Origin of the sequence: Paucibacter sp. M5-1 (assembly GCF_027498415.2) — a bacterium.
Classification (GTDB): domain Bacteria; phylum Pseudomonadota; class Gammaproteobacteria; order Burkholderiales; family Burkholderiaceae_C; genus Roseateles_E.
Genome location: NZ_JAPZLM020000001.1, coordinates 522,995 through 545,261 on the forward strand (window position 1 = coordinate 522,995; position 22,267 = coordinate 545,261).

Genomic DNA, 22,267 nt, shown 5'->3' on the forward strand with positions numbered 1-22,267 from the left:
TTTCGGATCGCAAGAGCCATGAGGACAGCATCGCCTAGCGCTGTTGAGAAGAGAACAAAGATCGTCGAAACAGGCGGGTACCTGACGGTGTCCGCCTTGTTGCTTTGGGGGACGCCTTGAAACAAAAACGTAGCGCTTTGGGGCGCTTTGCCCTGACCCCGTTGGCCCATATGGCGATGGCGGCATTTGCTGTTGCCGGCAGCGGCTCGGCCTGGAGCCTGGGACTGGGCAAACTGACCGTGCAATCCTCGCTGGGCGAAACGCTCAAGGCCGAGATTGACGTCAGTTCGCTGACTGCCGAAGAGGCAGGCACGCTCAAGGTCCGCATCGCCCCGCCCGATTCCTACCGCGCCACCGGCGTCGAGTACAACGCGGTGCTGACCGGCACCCAGGTGCAGCTGGAGCGGCGCAGCGACGGCCGACCGGTGCTGCGCATCAACAGCGACCGGGCCGTCCAAGAGCCCTTTGTCGATGTGATCCTGGAGCTGACCTGGTCCAGCGGCCGTCTGGTGCGCGAATACACGCTGCTGTTCGATCCGCCAAATCTGGCGCGCCCGAGCCCGCCGCCGGCCGTCACGACGGCCCCGTCCTTCGCGACCGCGCCGGCCGAGACCCGGGCCGTGCCGACCCAGCGTCCACCGGCCTCGGCGCCCTTGGCTGCCGCTCCGGCGCCTCGGCCGCGTGTCGAGGCGGCGCCGGCAGAGCCGGTGCGCGCGCCACGTCCTGCGCCCGCGCCTGCGCCGAGCCCTAGCGCGGCGTCCGAGTACAAGGTCAAGCCGGGCGATTCGCTGTCGCGCATCGCCGGCCGCACCAAGCCCCGGGAAATCTCGCTGGACCAGATGCTGGTCGGCCTGTTCCGCAGCAACCCGGATGCCTTCATCGGCGAGAACATGAACCGGCTGAAGTCGGGCGTGGTCCTGCAGGTGCCGGGCAGCGACAGCCTCAGCGCGATCGCGCCGGCCGAGGCGCGCGAAGTCATCCAGGCGCAGAGCGCCGATTTCAGCAACTACCGGCAGCGCCTGGCCGGTGCCGCTCCCGAGCTCAAGCTCGATGAGAGCCAGCGCCAGGTCAGGGGCAAGGTGCAGGCGGCGGTCGAGGACCGCAAGCCGGCCGCAGCGCCCAGCCCCGACAAGCTGACCCTCAGCAAGGCCGCGGCCGCCAGCGCGGCCGTCGAGGCCAAGGTATCGAAAGAAACCGAGAAGAAGGCGGATGCCGCCCGGGTGGCCGAACTGACCCGCAATGTGGAGGAGCTGAAGAAGCTCTCCAGCGCGGCCAAGCCGGCTGCCAGCGCGCCCGCAGCGAACACCGGCACAACGGCCGCGTCGGCACCGCCGGCACTGGCGCTGCCGGCGCCACCGGTCGCATCGGCGCCCGCGCCCGCGCCCGCGCCCGTGGTTGCGGCCGCGCCGGCCGCAAGCCCCGTCGCTGCCAAGCCGGCCCCCGCACCGGTTCCGCCCCCCGCGGCCGAAGCCGAAGGCCCGGGTCTGATGGCCGAGCTGATGGAGAGCCCCTTGGTGCTGCCGATCGCCGGCGTGCTGGTGCTCTTGCTGGGCGGGCTGGGTCTGATGCGCATGCGCGGCAAGGGCAGCAAGCCCAAGGCCGACACCGGCTTCCATGAAAGCCGGCTGCAGCCCGATTCCTTCTTCGGCAATACCGGCGGCCAGCGCGTCGACACCCGCGACGCCAACGGCCCGGCGTCCTCGATGAGCTACTCGCTGAGCCAGCTTGATGCCATCGGTGATGTCGATCCGGTTGCCGAGGCCGATGTCTATCTGGCCTATGGCCGTGACCTGCAGGCCGAGGAGATTCTCAAGGAAGCGCTGCGTTCCAACCCGGAGCGGTTGGCGATCCGACTCAAGCTGCTGGAGGTCTATGCCAAGCGCCGCGACACCAAGGGCTTCGAGCAATTGGCCGTGCAGCTCTATGCCGAGACCCAGGGCCAGGGCGAGGACTGGGCCAAGGCCCAGGAGCTGGGCCGCCAGATCGATGCCGACAATCCGCTTTACCAGCCGGGTGGCTCGCCCGAGCTGCTGCCCGACGACGGCAGCCATGAGCGCCATCCCGAGCCGATGAATGCCAGCACGCTGCCGCAGACGGCCCAGCACAGCATGCTGGGCGGCGCCGCCCTGATGGCCACCGAGCCGCTGGGCCGAGCCCGCGACGCCGGTCCGCCCAGCGGTCTGGATCTGGACCTCGACCTGGACCTGGGCTCGCCGCCCTCGGTCTCGCCGTTTGCGATGGATGCGACGCAAGCCCTGGCCACCACGGTGGAGCAGGCGCCGCTGGCGATGGACTTCGATCTCGACGGCCCGCCGACGACGCAGCCCGGCGAGATCGAGCCCAAGGAACTGGCCTTCGATCTGGGCAATCTGGATCTGCCGCCGGAGGTCACCCAGGCCGCCACGCTGCAGTCCGAGCTGCCCGACGAGCCCCAGTCGCTGGACTTCGATCTCTCGTCCATCGATCTGGACCTGCCCGAACCTGCCCGCAAGCAGGAGGCGATCCCGACTGCCTCCGCCGAAGCCATGGATGGCGGTCTGCCGGCCGAGTTCGAGAGCATCTTGCAGGACGATGCCCCGAGCGATCCGCTGTCCCAGGCTTTCGATGCGCTGGATGACGATGGCGGTGACCCGCTGCAGCGCCAGCTGGAGCTGGCCGACGAGTTCCGCCAGATCGGCGATACCGAAGGCGCACGCGATGTGCTGCAGGAACTGCTGGCCCGGGCCAGCGGCCCGCTGCGCGACAAGGCGCAGGCCATGCTCAACGAGCTGCGCTGAACACGCAGCAGGCACAATCCGAGGCGCCCGGCCTGGCCGGGCGCCTTTTTCTTTTGTGGAGCAGGAATGACGACAAGGGTGGCGCTGGGTGTCAGCTACCGCGGCCGCGGCTACAAGGGCTGGCAAAGCCAGCCGGGCGGGGGCACGGTGCAGGATGAGCTGGAAAAAGCCCTGGCCCAGTTCGCCGCGCATCCGATCCGCACGATCTGCGCCGGCCGCACCGATGCCGGCGTGCACGGACTCAACCAGGTCGTGCATTTCGATGCCCAGGTGGAGCGCGACCCGTTCTCATGGATACGCGGCACGAACCGCTATCTGCCCCCCGATATCGCGATCCAGTGGTGCGCCTTTCCCGGCGCCGACTTTCATGCTCGCAACCATGCGCGCGGCCGGCGCTATGCCTATCTGCTGCTGGAGTCGGCGGTGCGGCCGGCCATCGAGAGCGGCTCGGTGGGCTGGGTATTCCGGCCGCTGGACGGCGACGCGATGCGCGCGGCCGTCGAGGTGCTGCTGGGCGAGCACGACTTCAGCTCCTTCCGCTCGGTCGACTGCCAGGCCAAGTCGCCGATCAAGACCCTACGCGCGATCCAGATCAGCAAGCGCGGCGCCTACTGGCGCTTCGAATTCGATGCCTCGGCCTTTTTGCACCATATGGTGCGCAACATCATGGGCTGTCTGCTGGCCATCGGCAGCGGCACGCGCTCGGTGGAATGGCTGGCTGGGGTGCTGGCGGCGCGCGACCGCAAGGTAGCGGCGCCGACCTTTGCCCCCGACGGCCTGTACTTCATCGGCCCGTACTACGATGCCGAGCTGCAACTCCCCGAGCATGTGGCGGCGCTGGACTGGCTGCCTTGAGTGAAACAAAGCGCATGAGCCGAACCCGTATCAAGATCTGCGGCCTGACCCGCGAGGCCGATGTCGACGCTGCCGTCCAGGCCGGTGCCGATGCCATCGGCTTTGTGTTCTACGACAAGAGCCCGCGCTATGTGACGCCAGTGCGCGCGGCCGAGCTGGCGCGGCGCCTGCCGCCCTTCGTGACACCGGTGGGGCTGTTCGTCAACGCCAGCGACGAGCAGCTGGCGGCCGGCCTGGCCGCGCTGCCGAGTATGCTTGTGCAGTTCCATGGCGACGAGAGCCCGCAGGACTGCGAGCGGGCAGGGCGGCCCTGGCTGCGTGCCGCGCGTATCAACCCCGGCTTTGATTTGCTAGACTTCGCCCATCAGTATTCAGGTGCCCAGGCCATTCTGCTCGACGCCCATGTCGACGGCTATGGCGGCGGTGGAAAGGTTTTCGATTGGTCACTCATTCCAAGAAACGTGCCCTCTCCAGTCGTTTTGTCTGGTGGGTTGCATGCCGGAAATGTGCTGACCGGCGTTCTTCAGGTACGGCCCTGGGCCGTTGACGTGAGTTCCGGCGTCGAGCAGGCCAAGGGCCTGAAGGACGCCGCCCTGATCCAGCAGTTCTGTGCCGAGGTCCGCGAAGCGGATCGGCGCATCGAACAGCAGCAAACCTGAAGAGAACAAGCCATGCAAAGCTATGACCAACCCGATGCCCGCGGGCATTTCGGGCCCTACGGCGGCCGCTTCGTCGCCGAAACCCTGGTTCATGCCCTCGATGAGCTGAACGAGGCCTATGCCCACTACAGCAAGGACCCGGAGTTCATCCGCGAGTACAAGCATGAACTGGCCCATTTCGTCGGCCGCCCCAGCCCAATCTATTACGCCGACCGTCTGAGCCGCGAACTGGGCGGCGCCCAGATCTACCTGAAGCGCGAAGACCTGAACCACACCGGCGCGCACAAGGTCAACAACACCATCGGCCAGGCGCTGCTGGCCAAGCGCATGGGCAAGAAGCGCGTGATCGCCGAGACGGGCGCCGGCCAGCACGGCGTGGCCACCGCGACCATCTGTGCCCGCTACGGCATGGAGTGCGTGGTCTATATGGGCAGCGAGGACGTCAAGCGCCAGTCGCCCAATGTCTACCGGATGAATCTGCTGGGCGCGCGGGTTGTGCCGGTCGAGTCCGGTTCCAAGACCCTGAAGGATGCGCTCAACGAGGCGATGCGCGACTGGGTCACCAATATCGAGTCGACCTTCTACATCATCGGCACCGTGGCCGGCCCGCATCCTTATCCGATGATGGTGCGCGACTTCCAGCGCGTCATCGGCGATGAGTGCCTGACCCAGATGCCCGAGATGATCGGCCACCAGCCGGATGCGGTGATCGCCTGCGTCGGCGGCGGCTCGAACGCCATCGGCATTTTCTACCCCTATATCCCCTATGAGGGCGTGCGCCTGATCGGCGTCGAGGCGGCGGGCGAGGGCGTGGACAGTGGCAAGCATGCGGCGACCTTGAGCGCAGGCAGCCCCGGTGTGCTGCATGGCAACCGCACCTATCTGCTGCAGGACGCGAACGGCCAGATCACCGAAACCCACTCGATCTCGGCCGGCCTGGACTATCCGGGCGTCGGCCCCGAGCATGCCTATCTGAAGGACATCGGCCGGGCCGAATATGTCGGCATCACCGACAAGGAGGCGCTGCAGGCCTTCCACCGCCTGTGCCGCACCGAGGGCATCATCCCGGCGCTGGAATCCAGCCACGCGCTGGCCTATGCGATGAAACTGGCGCCGACCCTGTCGCCGGACAAGACCTTGCTGGTGAACCTGTCCGGCCGTGGCGACAAGGACATCGGCACCGTCGCCGACCTGTCCGGGGCGGAGTACTTTGACCGACCCTCGATGGCCGGCCACAGCATGAAGGGAGGTGCGCAATGAGCCGCATCGCTGCTACCTTCACGGCTTTGCAGGCCCAGGGCCGCAAGGCGCTGATCCCCTTTGTCACCGCCGGCGATCCCTATCCCGATGCGACGGTCGAGCTGATGCTGGCGATGGCGGAGGCCGGTGCCGACGTGATCGAGCTGGGTGTACCCTTCTCGGACCCGATGGCCGACGGTCCTGTGATCCAGCGCGCCGGCGAGCGCGCGCTCAAGCACGGCATCGGCCTGACCCAGGTGCTGGGCTATGTGCGCGGCTTCCGCGTGCACGACAACAGCACGCCGGTGGTGCTGATGGGCTATGCCAATCCGGTCGAGCGCTATGGCGTCGAGCGTTTCGTCGCCGATGCCAAGGCCGCGGGCGTGGATGGTGTGTTGATCGTCGACTACCCGCCCGAGGAATGCGAAATCTTCGCGGCAGCGCTGCGCGCTCAAGACCTGGACCCGATTTTCCTGCTGGCGCCGACCTCGACCGAGGAACGCATGGCCCGCATCGGCCAGTTGGCCAGCGGCTATGTCTACTACGTGTCGCTGAAGGGCGTGACCGGGGCCGGCCATCTGAACACGGCGGCTGTGGCCGAGATGATTCCGCGCATCCGCCGCCATGTGACGGTGCCGGTGGGCGTGGGTTTCGGCATCCGCGACGGCGCCACCGCACGGGCCGTGGCCGACCATTCCGATGCGGTCGTGATCGGTTCGCGCCTGGTCGAGCTGCTGGAGGTCCAGCCGCGCGATAATGTCGCCGCAACCGGCGCCCAGTTCATCCGGGACATCCGCCAGGCGCTCGACGCGCCCCACTGATTGATAAAGGAGCCTGCAACCATGAGTTGGCTTGAGAAACTTCTGCCGCCCAAGATGCAGCAGACCGACCCGAACGAGCGCCGCACGGTGCCCGAGGGGCTGTGGATCAAGTGCCCGTCCTGCGAGACGGTGCTCTACAAGACCGATCTGGAGCAGAACGTCAACGTCTGCCCCAAGTGCAGCCACCACCACCGCATCGGCGCGCGTGCGCGCCTGAACGCCTTTCTCGATGGCGAAGGCCGCTACGAGGTGGGCCAGGAGGTGCTGCCGGTCGACGCGCTGAAGTTCAAGGACAGCAAGAAGTATCCCGACCGGCTCAAGGAAGCGCTGGAGAACACCGGCGAGACCGATGCGCTGATCGTGATGGGCGGCGCGGTGATGAGCGTGCCGGTGGTCGCGGCCTGCTTCGAGTTCGACTTCATGGGAGGCTCGATGGGCTCGGTGGTCGGCGAGCGATTTGCGCGCGGCGTCGAGACGGCGATCGAGCAGAAGACCCCCTTCATCTGCTTCACCGCGACCGGCGGCGCCCGGATGCAGGAGGGTTTGCTGAGCCTGATGCAGATGGCCAAGAGCAATGCGGCGCTGACCCGCCTGGCCAAGGCCAAATTGCCCTATATCAGCGTGCTGACCGATCCGACGATGGGCGGGGTGTCGGCCAGCTTCGCCTTCGTCGGCGATATCGTGATTGCCGAGCCCAAGGCCTTGATCGGCTTTGCCGGCCCGCGCGTGATCGAGAACACGGTGCGCGAGAAGCTGCCGCCGGGTTTCCAGCGCGCCGAGTTCCTGATGGAAAAGGGCGCGGTGGACATGATCGTCGACCGCCGCGAGCTGCGCGAGACCATTGCGCGCCAGCTGGCGATGCTGCAGCGGCAGAGCACCGACGCGGTGGCCTGAGCGCCCTCAATCCCTGTAGACGCAGCGGCCAGGCTGGACAGCCTGGCCGTCTTCATTTGGACATGGCATGAAGAAGAATCTGGACGACTGGCTGGCCCACTGCGAGCGACTGCACCCCAAGGAGATCGACATGACGCTCGCGCGCGTGCAGCGCCTGCGCGAGACCATGGGGCTGAAGTTCGAGGCGCCGGTCGTGATGGTGGCCGGCACCAATGGCAAGGGCTCGACCTGCGCGATGCTGGAATCGATTGCCTTGCAGGCAGGCTATCGGGTTGGGCTCTATATCAAACCGCATCTGGTGCATTTCCAGGAGCGCTGCCGCGTGGCCGGTGCGCCGGTCGAGGCCGACTCCCTGCTGCCGCATTTCGAGGCTGTCGAGCAGGCGCGCGGTGATCTGGCGCTGACCTATTTCGAGTTCACGACCCTGGCCATCATGAGCCGGCTGGCGGCCGAGCCGCTGGATCTGGTGATTCTCGAAGTGGGGCTGGGCGGACGGCTGGACGCCGTCAACTGCATCGACGCCGATTGCAGCGTGATCACCAGCATCGATCTGGACCACACCGAGTATCTAGGCCCCGACCGCGAGTCGGTCGGGCATGAGAAGGCGCACATCATGCGGGCCGGCCGGCCCGTGGTGGTCAGCGATCCGGTGCCGCCGGCCTCGCTGGCGGCCTATGCGAGCCAGATCGGCGCCGATCTGCGCCAGCTGGGGCAGGACTTCAGCTACAGCGGCGACCGCCAGCAATGGCAGTGGGTGGGCCGCGAGCGCCGCTTCAGCGGCCTGGCCTACCCCTCGCTGCGCGGTGTCAACCAGCTGCTGAACGCGGCCGGCGTGCTGGCGGTGTTCGAGGCCTTGTACGAGCGGCTGCCGATCAGCGCGCAGGCGGTGCGCACCGGCCTGGCCCTGGTCGAGCTGCCGGGGCGTTTCCAGGTGGTGCCGGGCCAGCCGGCCCTGCTGCTGGATGTCGCGCACAACCCGCACGCGGTGGCGGCGCTGGCGCAGAACCTCGATCAGATGGGCTTCTTCCCCTGTACTCGGGTGGTGTTCGGCGCGATGGCCGACAAGGATCTGGCCCAGATCATCGGGCGTATCTCGCACCTGGTCGATGTCTGGCATTTCACCGACCTGGACCTGCCGCGTGCGGCCAAGGCCGAGGCCCTGGCCGCGCAGTTCGAGTCCTTGCGCGCCGCCGGCGCCATCAAGACCCCGGCCGCCGTGACCGTGCAGCGGCATGCGGACCCCATGCAAGCCCTGAGCGCAGCGGCGGCCGAGTCCGACCCCGCTGATAGAATTCTGGTCTTCGGTTCCTTCTTCACCGTGGGCGGCGTGCTCAAGCATGGTGTCCCCCGATTGGTCGCCGGCAAGCCAGCCGCTGGCGCCTGAGCACTCTCTCCAACACGCACTGTCCGACTCTCCAGCTCATGGGTTTGCTGTCTTTTTTCAAACGCTCGCCCGATCAAGCCGCGGCAAAACCGGTGTCGGACAATGTGGTGCAGCAGCTGCGGGTCCGGGCGCGCCGCCGCCTGATCGGCGCGGCCCTGCTGGTGGGCGTTGGCGTGATCGGCTTCCCGCTGATCTTCGAGACCCAGCCGCGCCCCATCCCTGTCGATCTGCCGATCGACATTCCGCGCAAGGAAGCGACGCCGGCCGTGGTGATTCCGCCGGCCTTGCCCGCGTCCCTGCCGGCCGTGACCGAAGCGCCGGTGGCTCAGGCGCCGACTGAAGCTCCGGCTGTGGTCACCGAGCCCAAGCCCGAGCCGGTGGAACGAGTCATCGAAAAGCCCGCAGACAAGCCCAAGCCGCTGGAGAAGCCGGTCGACAAGAAACCCGTCGAGCCGGCGCAGCCGAAGACGCAGGAGTCGGCCCGTGTGCAGGCCTTGCTGGAAGGCAAGCCGGTCGAGAAGAAGGCTGACAGCAAGTCCGAAGGCCGTTTCATCGTCCAGGTCGGTGCCTATGCCGATGGCAAGGCCGCCCAGGAGGCGCGCATGAAGGTCGAGCGCATGGGCTTGAAGACGTATACGCAAGCCGTGGACACGGCGGACGGCAAACGCATCCGGGTTCGGGTCGGCCCCTTCGGCAGCCGCGAGGAGGCCGACAAGGTGGCGGCCAAGGTGCGCGGCGGCGGCTTGTCGACGGCCGTGCTGACGCTTTGATGCACCATGGGCTGGGTCGATCTGGTACTGCTGGGTGTTCTGGCCGTCTCGGTGCTGCTGGGCCTGTGGCGCGGGCTGGTCTTCGAAGTCCTGTCTATCCTGGGTTGGGTGGTGGCCTATTTCGCTTGCCCCTATGTCGCCCCTTTCATTGCGAACTGGCTGCCGCAGGACAAGCTGGCGCCGAATTTATTGCATGCGCTGAGCCTGGTGCTGGCCTTCATGCTGATACTGCTGCTGTGGGGCCTGTCGGCGCGGCTGCTGCGGGCGCTGATCCACGCGACGCCGCTGAGCATTATCGACCGGGTGCTGGGCGGGGGCTTTGGTGTGCTGCGCGGCGTGCTGATCGGCCTGCTGGCGGTGGTGCTGGTCAGCATGACGCCGGCCGTGCGTTCCGGGCCCTGGCAGGAATCTCAGGTGGCGCCCTGGCTGCAGGCCGCCTTGCATCTATTGACGCCGGTGCTGCCGGCCGAAGTGCTCAAGTTCATCCCGGTCTGAGCCGCGGCTTCAGATCTTTCACGACAAGGAAGTAGTCCCATGTGTGGCATCGTCGGAGTGATTTCTCGCTCGCCGGTCAATCAGCTGATTTATGACGCCTTGCTGCTGCTGCAGCACCGCGGCCAGGACGCTGCCGGCATCGTCACCATGCAAGGCAATAAGTGCTTCATGCACAAGGCGCGCGGCATGGTGCGTGATGTGTTCCGCACCCGCAATATGCGGGCGCTGCCGGGCTCCATCGGCCTGGGCCAGGTGCGCTACCCGACCGCCGGCAATGCCTATAGCGAGGAAGAGGCTCAGCCCTTCTATGTCAACGCGCCTTTCGGCCTGGTGCTGGTGCACAACGGCAATCTGACCAATGCGCATGCGCTGAAGAAGGAGCTGTTCGACATCGACCGCCGCCATATCAACACCGAGAGCGATACCGAGGTGCTGATCAACGTCGTCGCCCACGAGCTGGAGCTGGCCGCACGCGATCTGCCGGTGACGCCCGAGGAGGTGTTCAAGGCGGTGCGGGCGGTGCACAAGCGCATCAAAGGCTCCTACGCAGTGATCGCGCTGATCGCCGGCCATGGTCTGCTGGCCTTCCGCGACCCTTACGGCATCCGCCCGCTGTGCTTCGGCCAGGCGGCCGACGGCGAGATCATGGTGGCCAGCGAGAGCGTCGCGCTGGAGGGCACCGGCCATCAGCTGATCCGCGATGTGGCGCCCGGCGAGGCAATCTTCATCGACATGAACGGCCAGATGCACACGCAGCAGTGCGCCGACAGCCCGACCCTGAACCCCTGCATGTTCGAGTTCGTCTATCTGGCACGCCCGGACTCGGTGATGGACGGCATCTCGGTCTACCAGGCCCGGCTGAATATGGGTGAGACCCTGGCCCAGCGCCTGATCTCGACGATGCCGCCCAGCGATATCGATGTCGTGATCCCGATTCCCGAGTCGAGCCGGCCCTCGGCGATGCAGCTGGCGCACCGCATCGGCAAGCCCTATCGCGAGGGCTTTGTGAAGAACCGCTATGTCGGCCGCACCTTCATCATGCCGGGGCAGGGCGCGCGCAAGAAGTCGGTGCGCCAGAAGCTCAATGCGATCGGCCTGGAGTTCAAGAACCGCAATGTGCTGCTGGTCGATGATTCCATCGTGCGTGGCACCACCTCCAAGGAAATCGTCCAGATGGCCCGCGAGGCCGGCGCCCGCAAGGTCTATCTGGCCTCGGCCGCGCCGCCGGTGCGCTACCCGAATGTTTATGGCATCGACATGCCCACCAGCGAAGAGCTGATCGCGCACAACCGCTCGATCGAGGAAATCCGCCAGTACATCGGCGCCGATGCACTGATCTACCAGGACGTCGATGCGATGAAGCGCGTGGTCGCAGCGCTGCGCCCGGGCTTGAACGGCTTCGAGGCCTCCTGCTTCGACGGCAGCTACATCACCGGCGATGTCTCGGCCGAAGACTTCGCGACGATGCAGGAGCAGCGCAAGTCGCAGGGCGAGGAAGAGGATGGCCCGGCCCGCACCCGGCTGGCCCTGCAAAGCGGCACGGAGCAGGGCTGAGTGCCGGCTCCCGAAGACCATGAATACCTGATCTCGCCATGACACAAACCCGTACCCCTGTCCGCACCCGCATTGCCCCATCGCCGACCGGCTTTCTGCACCTGGGCACCGCCCGTACGGCGCTGTTCTCCTGGGCCTATGCCCGCCACCACGGTGGCCAGTTCGTGCTGCGCATCGAAGACACCGATGTCGCGCGCTCGACCCAGGACTCGGTCGACCAGATCCTGGCCGCGATGCAGTGGTTGGGCTTGGAATACGACGAGGGTCCGATCTACCAGATGCAGCGCCTGGCGCGCTACAACGAGGTGATCGAGCAGATGATCGCCGCCGGTACCGCCTACCGCTGCTACTGCACGCCCCAGGAGCTGGATGCGATGAAGGCTGGCCAGGAAGCGCGCGGCGAGAAGCGCCGCTACGACGGCACCTGGCGTCCTGAAGCAGGCAAGGTGCTGCCCGCCGTTCCCGAGGGCGTCAAGCCGGTCGTGCGTTTCAAGAACCCGATCGGCGGCGATGTGACTTGGGATGACTTGTGCAAGGGTCCGATCACGATCAACAACCGCGAGATCGACGATCTGATCATCCAGCGCACCGATGGTGTGCCGACCTACAACTTCGCCGTGGTCATCGACGACTGGGACATGAAGATCAGCCATGTGTTCCGTGGCGACGAGCATGTCAACAACACGCCCTGGCAGATCAATATCTTCAACGCGCTGGGCGCGCCGCTGCCGGCCTTCGGCCATGTGCCGGTGATCCTCGGCGACGATGGCCAGAAGCTGAGCAAGCGCCGCGGCGCGGTCAGCGTCACCGCCTATGAGGAGAACGGCTATCTGCCCGAGGCGATGCTGAACTATCTGTCGCGCCTAGGCTGGAGCCACGGTGATGACGAGCTGTTCTCGCGCGAACAGCTCGTCAGCTGGTTCGACGGTTCGCACCTCTCCAAGAGCCCGGCGCAATGGGATCCGGCCAAGCTGGAGTGGGTCAACAGCCAGTACATCAAGCAGGCCGATGACACGCGCCTGTCGGCCCTCGTCGCGGCGCAACTGGCCAAGCGCGGCATCAGCGCCGATCTCGGCCGGCTGCCGGCCATGTGCGCGCTGTTCAAGGATCGCTGCGCGACCACGGTGGCGCTGGCCGATTGGCTGGCCATGTATTTCGCGCCGGTGCAGCCCAGCGCCGAGGATCTGGGCACCCATGTCAGCGACGCGGTGAAGCCCGCGCTCGCCGCGCTGGCCGACAAGCTCGCCGCCACCGAATGGAACAAGGCCGGCATCCAGGCCGCGATCAAGGAAACAATCACGGCTCATGGCCTGAAGATGCCGCAACTGGCGATACCGGTGCGGGTGCTGGTGTGTGGTCGTGCACAAACTCCGTCGGTCGACGCGGTGCTGGAACTGTTCGATAAAGAAAATGTGGTCGAACGCTTGCGCTGCGCATAAAAATCGTTCTATACTCTATGTCTCGCTTGAACAGCGCGATACACAAAGAACGGCAGGCAGCAACGAGTAATCGAAGCGGCTTGCATGATCTGAGGGGGTATAGCTCAGCTGGGAGAGCGCTTGCATGGCATGCAAGAGGTCAGCGGTTCGATCCCGCTTACCTCCACCAAATGTTCAGGTTTCTGGGTATTTGGTTGGCGCGCGGTTCAAGTATGAGGAAGTAGAATTCAGAAGGTTTAGTCCCCTTCGTCTAGAGGCCTAGGACACCACCCTTTCACGGTGACTACAGGGGTTCGAATCCCCTAGGGGACGCCAAGTTTGATAAACTTGATAATTGCTGCGATATATAAGGTATACTGCAGCAGTTGTGAAATTATCCCACTGCGGAGTGGTAGTTCAGTTGGTTAGAATACCGGCCTGTCACGCCGGGGGTCGCGGGTTCGAGTCCCGTCCACTCCGCCAAGGTTTGCCCGATTCGTATCGGTAAGCGGCCATTCAGTTGGCCGCTTGTATTTTGAGAGAAATTACTGCTTGAGCAGCGTGTAGCCCGGAATTTTGGGGGTATAGCTCAGCTGGGAGAGCGCTTGCATGGCATGCAAGAGGTCAGCGGTTCGATCCCGCTTACCTCCACCAAGTCACTTCAGGGTGACGGTGGCGCGCGGCTCGGGCAGCGAAGTAGAAGAAGTAAATAGAAGGTTTAGTCCCCTTCGTCTAGAGGCCTAGGACACCACCCTTTCACGGTGACTACAGGGGTTCGAATCCCCTAGGGGACGCCAAGTTTGATAAGGCTTGGTAGTTTTGGAAGCGTTTGCTTCGAGAAACTACAGAACTTATCTGATATTCGCAAGAGTATCTGGAGTGGTAGTTCAGTTGGTTAGAATACCGGCCTGTCACGCCGGGGGTCGCGGGTTCGAGTCCCGTCCACTCCGCCAACATTTGAAACCCTGGAAGCGCAAGCCTCCAGGGTTTTTTCTTGTGCGCCGAGACATATCAAATGTTTGCAGAGACATCATCCCTGCAAACTTGATTGCGGCCGCAGTATCAGGAGGCCCGCAGTATCAGAAGGCCATTTGCCCGCGAATCAGACCGACGGCCAGACCTTCCAATGCAAAACTCTCATCGCCGGCCGCGACCAGGATGGGTTCGAAGTCAGGGTTCTCGGCCAGCAACTCGATGCCGCCGCTGCGGCTGCGTTTGAAACGCTTGACGGTGACTTCATCACCCAGCCGTGCGACGACGATCTGCCCGTTCTTGGCTTCGCTGGCCTTCTGCACCGCCAGCAGGTCGCCGTCCATGATGCCGATGTCCTTCATGCTCATGCCGCGCACCTTCAGCAGGAAATCGGGTCGGCGCGCGAACATGCTGCTCTCGACCGTGTAGCTCTGCTCGATATGCTCCTGCGCGAGGATGGGATGGCCGGCCGCGACGCGCCCGACCAGGGGCAGGGTGAGTTGCGACAGATTCGGAATCGGCAGGGAGAACTGGAAGTCCTCACGGGCGCGGCGCTCCTGATGCATGGCTTTCAAGGTGTCCGACTTCAGCCGGATGCCGCGCGAGGTGCCGCCGACCAGTTCGATCACGCCCTTGCGCGCCAAGGCCTGCAGATGCTCCTCGGCCGCATTGGCCGAGCGGAAACCCAGCTCGTTGGCGATCTCGGCGCGGGTCGGAGGGGCTCCGGTCTGCTCGATGGCCTGGCGCACCAAGTCAAGGATCTGCTGCTGGCGTGCCGTCAATTTGACGGTGGAAACACTGGGGCTGATATCGTCCATGCTGGGCTCGCAGACATCTGGGAAAGATGCGCCTGAGTATATATCCAGTAACTGTTCATTCATCCAGGAAGTGACCGTGGTCAGCAAGAACAAGCCTCTTATCGTGATCCTGGGCACCGGCGGCACGATTGCCGGCCAGGCCGGCACGGCGTCCGACAACGTCGGCTACACCGCCGCCCAGCTGGGCGTGGACGATCTGGTCTCGGCCGTGCCGCCGCTGGCGCAGCAGGCGCTGGAGGCCGAGCAAGTGGCCCAGCTCGACAGCAAGGACATGGACTTCACCACCTGGCAGCGGCTGGCCGAGCGCGTGGCCCACCATCTGGCACGCGAGGAGGTGGCCGGGATTGTGATCACCCATGGCACCGATACCTTGGAAGAGACGGCTTATTTCCTGCACCGCGTGCTGGCGCCGCGCAAGCCGGTGGTCTTGACCGCCGCGATGCGACCGGCCACGGCCTTGCAGACCGATGGGCCGCAGAACCTGCTCGATGCCGTCAGCGTTGCCAGCGATGAACGTGCGCAGGGGGTGCTCACCGTGTTTGCGGGCGCTGTTCATGGGCCCGAGCAGATCCGCAAGGTGCACAGCTACAAGGTCGATGCCTTTGCTTCCAGCGATGGCGGCCTGATCGCCGTCGTGGAGGAGGGCGTGCTGCGCCCCTTGGGTGCCTGGCCGGCTGCGGAGGGCGCCATCGGTCTGGCGCGTATCGGCAAACCCGCTGCGGCCTGGCCGCGCGTGCAGATCGTGCTGAACCATGTCGGCGCCGACGGCGCGCTCGTGCAGGCCTTGCTGGCCCAGGGGGTCGACGGCCTGGTGGTGGCCGGCACCGGCAATGGCACGCTGTCGCTGTCGCTGGAGCAGGCCTTGCGCACGGCCCAGCAGCAGGGCGTCAGGATCCTGCGCAGCAGCCGCTGCGATGCCGGTCCGGTCACGCCCTCGGCTGCGGCCCTGCCCAGCGCCGGCGCGCTGAGCCCGGTCAAGGCGCGTATCGAGCTCCTGCTTGAATTGCTGGCCTGAAACGACAACAGGGGCCGCAGCCCCTGTCTGGCTCGGCCAAGGTCCTTAGACGATGGTCAGGCTCACATCGATATTGCCGCGCGTGGCATTCGAGTAAGGGCAGACCTGGTGGGCGGCGGCCACCAGGGCCTCGGCCTGGCTGCGCTCCAGACCCGGCAGGCTGATCTTCATCGCGACCTGGATGCCGAAGCCGGCGGGAATCGGGCCGATGCCCACTTCCGAGGTGATGGACACATCGGCCGGCACGGCGATCTTGATCTTGCCGGCGACGGCCTTCATCGCGCCGATAAAGCAGGCCGAATAACCGGCGGCGAACATCTGCTCGGGGTTGGTGCCCGAGCCGCCGGCGCCGCCCAGTTCCTTGGGTGTGCTCAGCGTGACGCTCAGAGCGCCGTCGGACGAGGAGGCCTTGCCTTCACGGCCGCCGGTGGCGGTGGCGGTGGCGGTGTAGAGAACTTTGTCGAGTGCCATGGTGCTTCTTCCTATCAGGAGTGGTGGGTGGGCGAAGAAAGGTCGGCGCTGGAGAGCTGCTTGCGCAGCTCGTGCAGGCGCCGGGTCAGGGAGACGAGTTCATCCAGCGAGCAGGCGCTGGCGCAGGCGAGCTGAGGCGGAATGTTCAGGGCCTGCGCCTTCAGCGCGCGGCCGGTATCGCTGAGGAAAATATCGACGCGGCGCTCGTCGTCCTGCGCGCGGCGGCGGGTGATCAGTGCGCCGGCCTCCAGGCGTTTGAGCAAGGGCGTCAGGGTGCCGGAGTCCAGCGAGAGGCGCTGGCCCAGGGTGGAAACGCTGATGCCGTCCGCCTCCCAAAGCACCAACATCACCAGGTACTGAGGGTAGGTCAGGCCCATGGGCTCCAGCAGGGGCTTGTAGAGCTTGGTCATGGCCAGCGAGCTGGCGTACAGCGCAAAGCACAGCTGCTGGTCCAGCTGCAGCCATTGCTCGGCCTGGCTCGGTGCTGCGGTGGTCTTGTGGCGTGGCATGGGTGATAATGTATTCCGCAATTAAATTGCACACAACTTAAATGGTTATTCAAGCTAGGGGGACGAGATGACGATGTTGGCGAACCTGCTGGTGGCCCTGGTGGCCGCCCTGCATCTGTATTTTCTGGTGCTGGAGATGTTCTTCTGGACCAAGCCGCTGGGCCGCAAGGTCTTCAGACTGACACCCGAGTTCGCCGAGGCGAGCAAGACCCTGGCCGCCAACCAGGGCCTCTACAACGGCTTTCTGAGTGCGGGCCTGCTCTGGGGCTTGGCGGCCGGCAACAGCGCGAACCAGCTCTTCTTCCTGGGCTGCGTCGTGGCTGCGGGCGTCTACGGCGCCGCCACCGTCGGCAAGAAGATCCTGTTCGTGCAGGCCTTGCCGGCGGCGCTGGCAATCGCGGCCGTGCTGGCCGCGCGCTGAGAGGGGAGAAGACTCAGGCGGCGGCCTGAATCGCGTCGACCTGGGCGCTGAGCTCCAGCCAGCGCAGCTCGGCGGCCTCCAGCTCATCATGGATGGCTTTCAGCCGCTTGCCGAGCTCGGCGATCTGGGCCGGCGTGGTGCTGCCGGCCGCCAGCTGGGCTTCCAGCGCCGTGCGCTCATCGGCCAGCTTGTTGAGCTTGGCGTCGATGCCTTCCATTTCCTTGCGCATCGGTTTGGTCTGCTCGGCCAGGCGTTGGCGGGCCTGGCCGCTGGCCTTGCGGTCCTCGCGCGGTGCAATGCTTGCGCTGGCAGGGGCCGCCGCGACCACCGGTGCCGGCGCTGAGACAGCGGCGGCGGGCAGCTTGGCGGCCTTCTTGGCCGCTTCCTTGGCAGCCTTTGCGGCCTCCTTGGATTGATCCAGCAGCCATTTCTGGTAGTCGTCCAGATCACCGTCGAACGGCCCGACCACGCCCTTGCTGACCAGCCAGAACTCATCGCAGACCTCACGCAGCAGCGCGCGGTCATGGCTGACCAGCATCACCGTGCCCTCGAACTCGTTGAGTGCCATCGACAGCGCTTCGCGGGTGTTGAGGTCCAGATGGTTGGTCGGCTCGTCCAGCAGCAAGAGGTTGGGGCGCTGCCAGACCAGCATGGCCAGCACCAGCCGCGCCTTCTCGCCGCCCGAGAGGCTCCCGACCTGCTGGTTGACCATCTCGCCGACAAAGCGGAACTGGCCCAGGAAGTCGCGCAGCTCCTGCTCGCGCGCGCTCGGGCTGACCTCCTTGGCCAAGCGCACCATATGCGACAGCGGACCCTCTTCGGGTCGCAGCACGTCCATTTCCTGCTGGGCAAAGTAGCCGATCGACAGGCCCTTGCCCTCGGTGATCTTGCCGCCCATCGCGCGCTGCATGCGGGCCACCGTCTTCACCACGGTGGACTTGCCCTGGCCGTTGGCGCCAAGGATTCCGATGCGCTGGCCGGCCAGCACCGAGCGGTTGATGCCGCGCACGATGATGTTCTCGACACCGTCGACCTCGTAGCCGCAGGCCACCTCGTCGAACATCAGCATCGGGTTGGGCAGGCTGACCGGCTCGCGGAACTCGAAGCTGAAATCGGCCGAGGCCAGCACCGGTGCCAGCTTCTCCATGCGCTCCAGCGCCTTGACCCGGCTTTGCGCCTGCTTGGCCTTGCTGGCCTTGGCCTTGAAGCGGTCGATGAACTTCTGCAAGTGGGCGATACGGTCCTGCTGTTTGCCGAAAGCGGCCTGCTGCAAGACCATGCGCTCGGCCCGCATCGACTCGAAGGCCGTGTAGTTGCCGCCGTAGCGCATCAGCTTGGCCTCGTCCAGATGCAGGGTCACCTTGGTGATCGCATCGAGGAACTCGCGGTCATGGCTGATGATGATCAGCGTGCCTTCATAGCGCTGCAGCCAGGCTTCCAGCCAGACCAGCGCGTCCAGGTCCAGGTGGTTGGTCGGCTCGTCCAGCAGCATCAGATCGGCCGGGCACATCAGCGCTCGGGCGAGTTGAAGTCGCATTCTCCAGCCGCCCGAGAAGCTGTTGACCGGCGCGTCGACCTGCTCGCCCTTGAAGCCCAGGCCCATCAGCAGCGCTTGCGCGCGCGGTTTCGCATCGAAGGCACCGGCATCCATCAACAGCGCATGGGCGTCGGCCATCGCGTGGCCGTCCTCGGCCGCCTCCGCGTCGGCCAGCGCCTGGCGCGCCGCCATCAGGCGGATGTCGCCTTCCAGCACATAGTCGGTGGCCGGCATCTCGGTCTCGGGCATGTTCTGCGCGACCTCGCCAACGGCCCATTGGCGCGGAATGTCGACCTCGCCCTTGTCGCTTTGCAGGCGGTCGGTCAGCAGCGCAAACAGGCTGGACTTGCCGGCGCCGTTGCGGCCGACCAGGCCGATCTTCTCGCCCGGTTGCAAGGTGACGCTGGCGTCATCGAGAACGATCTTGGTGCCGCGACGCAGCGTGATATTGCGCAGCGTGATCATGATGCGGCCAGGCCCTGGGTCAATGCTTCTTGGGTAATCAACAACACTTGCTCTTCTCCGGCCGATGTCTCCATCCAGGCCACTTCCAGCTGCGGGAATGCCGCCTCAAAAAACTCGCGCTCGTTGCCGATCTCCAGCACCAGCACGCCGTGCTCGCTCAGATGGCCGGGCGCGTCGGCCAGCAGCTGACGCACAAAGTCCATGCCGTCGGCACCACCCGCCAGCGCCAGCGCGGGCTCGGCACGGTATTCGGCGGGCAGCTTGGCCATAGAGGCGCTGTTGACGTAAGGCGGGTTGCACAGAATCAGGTCGTAGCGGCCATCGGTCGGCTTCAAGCCATCGCCCTGCAACAATCGGATGCGCTCCTGCAGGCCATGCTTGTCGACATTGATGCGGGCAACTTCCAGCGCCTCGGCGCTCAGGTCGATCGCATCGACGCTCACCTCCGGCCAGGCCAGCGCGGCCAGCACGGCCAGGCTGCCGTTGCCTGTGCACAGGTCCAGCACGCGCGTCGTCTGCTCCGACAACCAGGCATCGATGCTGGCATCGGCGATCAGCTCGGCGATGAAGCTGCGCGGCACGATGGCGCGCTCGTCCACATAGAAAGCCACGCCCTGCAGCCAGGCTTCGCGGGTCAAGTAGGCGGCCGGCTTGCGTGTGGCGATACGCTCTGACACCAGCGCCTCGACCTCGTCGATCTGTGACGGGGTCAGGTCTTGCTCGGCATGCGCGTCGAGCGCATCCAGCGGCAGCGCGAGGCGCCACAACACCAGCCACGCGGCTTCGTCAAAGGCATTGTTCGTGCCATGCCCAAAAGAAACGCCCGCCTCGGTCAGGCGGGCGGCTTGGGCCTCGATACAAGCGATCAGGTTCACAGCAGCAGGTTCTCCAGCGTGCGTCGGTAGACATTCTTCAGCGGCTCGACGCAATCGGCCGGCACATACTCGTCGATCTTGTGGATGCTGGCGTTGATCGGTCCGAACTCCAGCACCTGGGGACAGATCTTGGCGATGAAGCGGCCGTCCGAGGTGCCGCCGGTGGTGGAGAGTTGCGGCTCCAGACCGGTCTCGCTCCGGATGGCCGCACGCAGCGCCTCGCTGAGATTGCCCACCGGCGTCAGAAAGGGCTCGCCGCCCAGGGTCCAGCTCAGCGAATACTCCAGCCCATGGCGATCCAGCAGGGCATGGACCTTGGACTTCAGGCCCTCGGGCGTGGCCTCGGTCGAGAAGCGGAAATTGAAGTCGATCACCAGTTCGCCCGGGATCACATTGGTCGCGCCGGTGCCGGCGTTGATGTTCGAGATCTGGAAAGTGGTTGCCGGAAAATAGGCGTTGCCGCGGTCCCATTCGGTGGCCGCCAGCTCGGCCAGCGCGGGCGCGGCCTGATGCACCGGGTTGCGGGCCAGATGGGGGTAGGCCACATGGCCCTGCACGCCCTTGACCTTGAGCTTGCCGCTCAGTGTGCCGCGGCGGCCGTTCTTGATCATATCGCCCAGGGTCTCGACCGAGGTCGGCTCTCCGACGATGCAGTAGTCCAGCTTCTGGCCCCGCGCTTTCAGCAGCTCGCAGCAGACCACGGTGCCATCGGTGGCCGGGCCTTCCTCGTCGCTGGTCAGCAAGAAGGCGACACTGCCCCGGTGACCGGCATGCGCCGCGACGAACTCCTCGGCCGCGACCACCATGGCCGCCACCGAGCCCTTCATATCGGCCGCGCCGCGGCCATAGATGCGGCCCTCACGGTAGCTGGGCACGAAGGGGTCGCTGGTCCAGGCCGCCAGCGATCCGGGCGGCACCACATCGGTATGGCCGGCAAACATCAGCACCGGGCCGTCGGCGGCGGTGCCGCGCCGCAGGGCCCACAGATTGCTGACTCGAGCGTTCTCCGGGCCGCTGTCCATGCGTTCGATCTCGAAGCCGCAGGCACTCAGGCGTTCGGCGATCAGTGCCTGGCAGCCGGCATCGGCGGGTGTGACCGAAGGCCGGGCGATCAAGGCCTCAAGAAGGGCAAGTGTGGAGCTCATTCGGTACGCACATCCAGGGTGATTTCGGTAAAGCTGGCGTGATCGCTGGCCGGCTCCTCTTTCTTGTTGCCGTTCTGGCCGCTGGGCGGGCCGGCATCGTTTTGCAGCCGCCACAGCAGATTGGTCGGCGAGTCGGCGAAGGCCAGGCCTTCCTCGCGGGTGATCGTGCCTTCCTTGATCAGCTTGGCGAAATGCTCCTCGAAGGTCTGCGAGCCCTCGGCGATGGACTTCTCCATCGCCTCCTTGACCCCACCGAAATCGCCTTGCTCGATCAGCTCGGCGATCAGCTTGGTGTTCAGCAGGATCTCGGTCACCGGCACCCGGCCGCCGGCAGCCGCGCGCACCAGGCGCTGCGAGACCACGGCCTTCAGGCCGGCACCCAGATCGTTGAGCAGGGCCGGACGCGACTCGGGCGTGTAGAAGGACAGGATGCGGTTCAGCGCGTGATAGCTGTTGTTGCCGTGCAGGGTCGCCACCACCAGATGGCCGGACAGCGCATAGGAGATCGCCGCCGTCATCGTCTCGCGGTCGCGGATCTCGCCGATCAGGATGCAGTCCGGTGACTGGCGCAGCGCGTTCTTCAGCGCGATCTGCAGCGAGGCCGTGTCGCGACCGACCTCGCGCTGGTTGACCACCGAGCGCTTGTTGGTGAACAGATACTCCAGCGGATCCTCGATGGTGAGGATATGGCCGGACATATTCTGGTTGCGCTGCTCCAGCATCGCCGCCAGCGTGGTGCTCTTGCCGGTGCCGGTGGCGCCCACCATCAGGATCAGGCCACGCTTTTCCTGGATCAGCTTGCCGAGAATGGGCGGCAGGTTCAGGCTGTCCAGGGTCGGGATGTCGTGCGGGATGTGGCGAAACACCGCCGCGATCGAGCCGCGCTGGCGAAAGCCGGAGAGCCGGAAGCTGCCGACCTTGGAGATCGCCACCGCCATATTCAGCTCGCCGGTGGCGTCGAGTTCGCCGAGCTGGTTCGCGTCGATCACCTCGGCGATCAGCTGGCGCGGCTGCGAGGGCGTCAGCAGCTGGTCGGAGAGCTGCAGGATCTGGCCGTTGATGCGTATCAGCACCGGCATATTGGCCGAGAGATAGGCGTCGGACGCACCCTTCTCGGCCATCAGCCTGAGGATGCGTTCCATGTTTCCACTCATGCCGGTGCTCCCTGTGGTC

20 protein-coding genes and 6 tRNA genes are annotated in these 22,267 nt (G+C 65.7%); 19 read left to right on the plus strand and 7 right to left on the minus strand.

All coding sequences use genetic code 11. The annotated features are described in order from the left end of the window. The first annotated feature begins 116 nt into the window (after positions 1-116). From O5M90_RS02375 to O5M90_RS02455, 17 genes are all read left to right on the plus strand, one after another. Complete coding sequence (locus O5M90_RS02375) at positions 117-2,777, plus strand: FimV/HubP family polar landmark protein (protein ID WP_269841578.1); 2,661 nt, start codon at positions 117-119, stop codon at positions 2,775-2,777. Positions 2,778-2,843: 66 nt separating this feature from the next. Further along, positions 2,844-3,632: a tRNA pseudouridine(38-40) synthase TruA gene (gene truA / locus O5M90_RS02380; protein WP_262972945.1), complete on the plus strand. Its 789-nt coding sequence runs from the start codon at positions 2,844-2,846 to the stop codon at positions 3,630-3,632. A gap of 14 nt (positions 3,633-3,646) precedes the next feature. Further along, positions 3,647-4,291: a phosphoribosylanthranilate isomerase gene (locus O5M90_RS02385; protein ID WP_269841577.1), complete on the plus strand. Its 645-nt coding sequence runs from the start codon at positions 3,647-3,649 to the stop codon at positions 4,289-4,291. Between the two features lie 12 nt (positions 4,292-4,303). After that, on the plus strand, positions 4,304-5,551 hold the full coding sequence (gene trpB, locus O5M90_RS02390; protein WP_269841576.1) for a tryptophan synthase subunit beta: 1,248 nt from the start codon (positions 4,304-4,306) through the stop codon (positions 5,549-5,551). Then, entirely contained in the window at positions 5,548-6,351 is an 804-nt protein-coding gene (trpA, locus tag O5M90_RS02395; RefSeq protein WP_269841575.1) for a tryptophan synthase subunit alpha, read from the plus strand. The genes trpB and trpA overlap by 4 nt, the downstream gene beginning before the upstream one ends. 21 nt (positions 6,352-6,372) lie before the next feature. Continuing rightward, positions 6,373-7,245, plus strand: coding sequence for an acetyl-CoA carboxylase, carboxyltransferase subunit beta (gene accD / locus O5M90_RS02400; protein WP_137940563.1), 873 nt, complete (start codon positions 6,373-6,375; stop codon positions 7,243-7,245). A gap of 67 nt (positions 7,246-7,312) precedes the next feature. Then, positions 7,313-8,629: a bifunctional tetrahydrofolate synthase/dihydrofolate synthase gene (gene folC, locus O5M90_RS02405; protein ID WP_269841574.1), complete on the plus strand. Its 1,317-nt coding sequence runs from the start codon at positions 7,313-7,315 to the stop codon at positions 8,627-8,629. A 38-nt stretch (positions 8,630-8,667) separates the two neighbouring features. Next, positions 8,668-9,399, plus strand: coding sequence for an SPOR domain-containing protein (locus O5M90_RS02410; RefSeq protein ID WP_440401797.1), 732 nt, complete (start codon positions 8,668-8,670; stop codon positions 9,397-9,399). 6 nt (positions 9,400-9,405) lie between these two features. Then, on the plus strand, positions 9,406-9,894 hold the full coding sequence (locus tag O5M90_RS02415) for a CvpA family protein (RefSeq protein WP_262972939.1): 489 nt from the start codon (positions 9,406-9,408) through the stop codon (positions 9,892-9,894). A gap of 39 nt (positions 9,895-9,933) precedes the next feature. Then, complete coding sequence (gene purF, locus O5M90_RS02420; protein ID WP_137940559.1) at positions 9,934-11,448, plus strand: amidophosphoribosyltransferase; 1,515 nt, start codon at positions 9,934-9,936, stop codon at positions 11,446-11,448. Positions 11,449-11,486: 38 nt separating this feature from the next. Further along, positions 11,487-12,887, plus strand: a complete 1,401-nt coding sequence (gene gltX, locus O5M90_RS02425) for a glutamate--tRNA ligase (RefSeq protein ID WP_269841572.1) — start codon at positions 11,487-11,489, stop codon at positions 12,885-12,887. Positions 12,888-12,980: 93 nt separating this feature from the next. After that, a tRNA-Ala gene (locus tag O5M90_RS02430) sits at positions 12,981-13,056 on the plus strand. 70 nt (positions 13,057-13,126) lie between these two features. Then, positions 13,127-13,202 (plus strand) — tRNA-Glu (locus tag O5M90_RS02435). Between the two features lie 70 nt (positions 13,203-13,272). Further along, positions 13,273-13,349 (plus strand) — tRNA-Asp (locus O5M90_RS02440). A gap of 95 nt (positions 13,350-13,444) precedes the next feature. Further along, a tRNA-Ala gene (locus O5M90_RS02445) sits at positions 13,445-13,520 on the plus strand. A 67-nt stretch (positions 13,521-13,587) separates the two neighbouring features. Continuing rightward, positions 13,588-13,663 (plus strand) — tRNA-Glu (locus O5M90_RS02450). A gap of 79 nt (positions 13,664-13,742) precedes the next feature. Next, a tRNA-Asp gene (locus O5M90_RS02455) sits at positions 13,743-13,819 on the plus strand. A 126-nt stretch (positions 13,820-13,945) separates the two neighbouring features. Here O5M90_RS02455 and lexA read toward each other — a convergent pair. After that, positions 13,946-14,656 carry a transcriptional repressor LexA gene (gene lexA, locus O5M90_RS02460; RefSeq protein WP_269841571.1) on the minus strand — a complete coding sequence of 237 codons (711 nt, stop codon included), beginning with the start codon at positions 14,654-14,656 and terminating at the stop codon, positions 13,946-13,948. Between the two features lie 76 nt (positions 14,657-14,732). On the opposite strand from lexA, the gene O5M90_RS02465 reads away from it, so the two are divergent. Then, complete coding sequence (locus O5M90_RS02465) at positions 14,733-15,671, plus strand: asparaginase (RefSeq protein WP_269841570.1); 939 nt, start codon at positions 14,733-14,735, stop codon at positions 15,669-15,671. 45 nt (positions 15,672-15,716) lie between these two features. Here O5M90_RS02465 and O5M90_RS02470 read toward each other — a convergent pair whose 3' ends face one another. Both O5M90_RS02470 and O5M90_RS02475 read right to left on the minus strand, forming a co-directional pair. After that, positions 15,717-16,142: an organic hydroperoxide resistance protein gene (locus O5M90_RS02470; RefSeq protein ID WP_137940555.1), complete on the minus strand. Its 426-nt coding sequence runs from the start codon at positions 16,140-16,142 to the stop codon at positions 15,717-15,719. Positions 16,143-16,156: 14 nt separating this feature from the next. After that, positions 16,157-16,651: a MarR family winged helix-turn-helix transcriptional regulator gene (locus O5M90_RS02475; protein WP_269841569.1), complete on the minus strand. Its 495-nt coding sequence runs from the start codon at positions 16,649-16,651 to the stop codon at positions 16,157-16,159. Between the two features lie 67 nt (positions 16,652-16,718). Between O5M90_RS02475 and O5M90_RS02480 the strand changes: the two genes are divergently transcribed. Further along, positions 16,719-17,072 carry a DUF1304 domain-containing protein gene (locus O5M90_RS02480; RefSeq protein WP_269841568.1) on the plus strand — a complete coding sequence of 118 codons (354 nt, stop codon included), beginning with the start codon at positions 16,719-16,721 and terminating at the stop codon, positions 17,070-17,072. A gap of 13 nt (positions 17,073-17,085) precedes the next feature. Here O5M90_RS02480 and O5M90_RS02485 read toward each other — a convergent pair whose 3' ends face one another. The 4 genes from O5M90_RS02485 to O5M90_RS02500 are packed head-to-tail and all read right to left on the minus strand — an operon-like array spanning position 17,086 to position 22,248. Further along, a complete protein-coding gene (locus O5M90_RS02485; RefSeq protein ID WP_269841567.1) occupies positions 17,086-19,074 on the minus strand; it encodes an ABC-F family ATP-binding cassette domain-containing protein in 1,989 nt (662 codons plus the stop codon). Then, positions 19,071-19,949: a 50S ribosomal protein L3 N(5)-glutamine methyltransferase gene (gene prmB, locus O5M90_RS02490; RefSeq protein WP_269841566.1), complete on the minus strand. Its 879-nt coding sequence runs from the start codon at positions 19,947-19,949 to the stop codon at positions 19,071-19,073. Before prmB ends, O5M90_RS02485 begins: the two co-directional genes overlap by 4 nt. Beyond that, positions 19,946-21,094 carry a succinyl-diaminopimelate desuccinylase gene (gene dapE / locus O5M90_RS02495; protein ID WP_269841565.1) on the minus strand — a complete coding sequence of 383 codons (1,149 nt, stop codon included), beginning with the start codon at positions 21,092-21,094 and terminating at the stop codon, positions 19,946-19,948. Before dapE ends, prmB begins: the two co-directional genes overlap by 4 nt. Then, positions 21,091-22,248, minus strand: a complete 1,158-nt coding sequence (locus O5M90_RS02500) for a PilT/PilU family type 4a pilus ATPase (protein WP_262972931.1) — start codon at positions 22,246-22,248, stop codon at positions 21,091-21,093. The genes dapE and O5M90_RS02500 overlap by 4 nt, the downstream gene beginning before the upstream one ends. Positions 22,249-22,267: the final 19 nt, after the last annotated feature.